The sequence below is a fragment of the Mammaliicoccus fleurettii genome, assembly GCF_003970575.1.
GTDB lineage: Bacteria > Bacillota > Bacilli > Staphylococcales > Staphylococcaceae > Mammaliicoccus > Mammaliicoccus fleurettii.
In genome coordinates this window covers 1-1,815 of sequence record NZ_RXWZ01000226.1, presented here as the reverse complement: position 1 = coordinate 1,815, position 1,815 = coordinate 1, and the positions used below count along the sequence as shown (strand labels likewise).

At 32.1% G+C, this 1,815-nt stretch carries 2 protein-coding genes; both read left to right on the top strand.

Features of this window, described 5'->3' with window-relative positions:
• Nucleotides 1–109: 109 nt before the first annotated feature.
• Nucleotides 110–220, top strand: a complete 111-nt coding sequence (locus CD129_RS13610) for an XkdX family protein (protein WP_420897001.1) — start codon at nucleotides 110–112, stop codon at nucleotides 218–220.
• A 126-nt stretch (nucleotides 221–346) separates the two neighbouring features.
• The gene (locus tag CD129_RS12765; protein ID WP_115337546.1) at nucleotides 347–1,696 is read left to right on the top strand and encodes a BppU family phage baseplate upper protein; all 1,350 of its coding nucleotides are present in this window, start codon (nucleotides 347–349) and stop codon (nucleotides 1,694–1,696) included.
• The last annotated feature ends 119 nt before the right edge of the window (nucleotides 1,697–1,815 follow it).

The following is a 1,815-nucleotide window of genomic DNA, read 5'->3' as shown; positions in this document are numbered from 1 at the left end:
TAAAAATGGCCGAATCCATAGCTTAGCTATGAATTCGACCAAAAATCCATTTTTATTATTTAGTTGTCTACTTGACAGGGTACAGTTCATGGTTTACGGGCTTTTTATTATGCATTTTTTAATTAATCCAATTTTCTTTGTAATTCATGGAGCTGTCACTAAAGAACAATATAATGAAATAACTGGAGAATATTTACGAGAATATATAAAAAGATACTGATTAATTTCAGTGTCTTTTTATTTAAATTGAAGTAAAGAGGGTATTGAATGAATAATGAGAAAAGGAAATTATTCAAAAATTTAGATTTCTTACAGTTTGCAATTGTTGTGTAAGAGGAGTGATTAAATGGCAATATATATAAACAGGGATATAAAGACAAGCATAAATGAGCAGAGTGTTAAGTTAGGGAATATCGGGGCTAATTTCTATACAGAAGATAATAGTACAGCATCTATTAGAATTTATATTCAAAAAAATGGTACGCCAATTAACTTAAATAGTACAGGTTTGACTCCTCATTTAGATTTGTTTACTCAAGATGGTTCAGTGTATACACAAGAACAGATTGAGATTGTATCACCTGAACAAGGCTTAGTTCAATATAAGATATCTGAGAATGTAGTAAAACATGCGGGTAGAATAGACTGTAAACTATTCTTAGAAAACGGAAAAGAATCAGTGTACTTTGCTAACTTCTATATCATGATAAAAGATAGTGAGATTACAGGTGCAATAAGTAAAGAGATACAAGTTGAGGTATTAGAAGACATAGTTAGAGACGTCATGACTGATAAAACTATGGGCTTATTAGATAATAAATTACAAACAATTAAAGATAATATAGATAAAGTTACGGGTCTTACTGATGATGAGGCGATACAAATATTCATTGATGAGATGAATAAGAAAGTTGCACAGCTAGGTATTACAACTACTAAATTCCTAACACCCACAGGACTAACAGCTTTAGGTCAATTAGCTACAGCCTATGACTTTAATATAATCACTTTACATGCTAGTGCATATAATGACATTGCTAATATATGGGGACAAAAAAACTATACATTTAAAATACAAGGGCAGAATACAAGAGACGTAACAGCGACAACAACAGTAACAAGTCCATCGGTTGAAAATACTTACCAAATAGTGGGTGGTAAAACAGGGACAATGGGGATTATAAGAAACATTACTACGATATTGAAAAATGGAATTGACTATTATGTTGTGACTGTTATGAGAGGTCAGAATGATAGATTTGACGATTTAAAGACAGCGTTAGATGAAGCTATTAAAAAAGAGAAGGGTGAAAAATACGATAGCACAATTATAGGTGATACAAGTACCTCATTCTCAATACTAAAGTATCCTAGAATAAACCCACGTTTTCAAATAGTTATCAAACCTGAGATATTACTATCTAATAAGGAAACGGTTAGACAGAACCCAGCAAGTATGACTAAGTTAATGACGTCAATAATAATGTTAGAAAATATGGATAATATAAATCAAACCATAACATTAAAAGAAAGTGACTTTGTAGGAGGCTCGGGAATACCTTTGCAAGTTGGGGATAAGATGACGTTAAAAGATGCTTTGTATTTAATGCTATTACCGTCATCTAATGATACGGCTATGGCTGTAGCAAGAACAATTGGTAATGAAATATATTACAACAGAAATAAAAATTATTAAGTAGATGTTTATAACGATTTTGTGAAGTGCTGACGCCTGAGGGAATAGTATGTGTGAGAGACTACAGGCTCGAGCCATACCCCTAGGCAAGCATGCACGAACAAAATCGTAAGATTTTA

Excerpts from the sequence above, each read along its gene's own strand:
- CD129_RS13610 (WP_420897001.1), top strand. The coding sequence starts at position 110 with ATGCATTTTTTAATTAATCCAATTTTCTTTGTAATTCATGGAGCTGTC.
- CD129_RS12765 (WP_115337546.1), top strand. The coding sequence starts at position 347 with ATGGCAATATATATAAACAGGGATATAAAGACAAGCATAAATGAGCAG.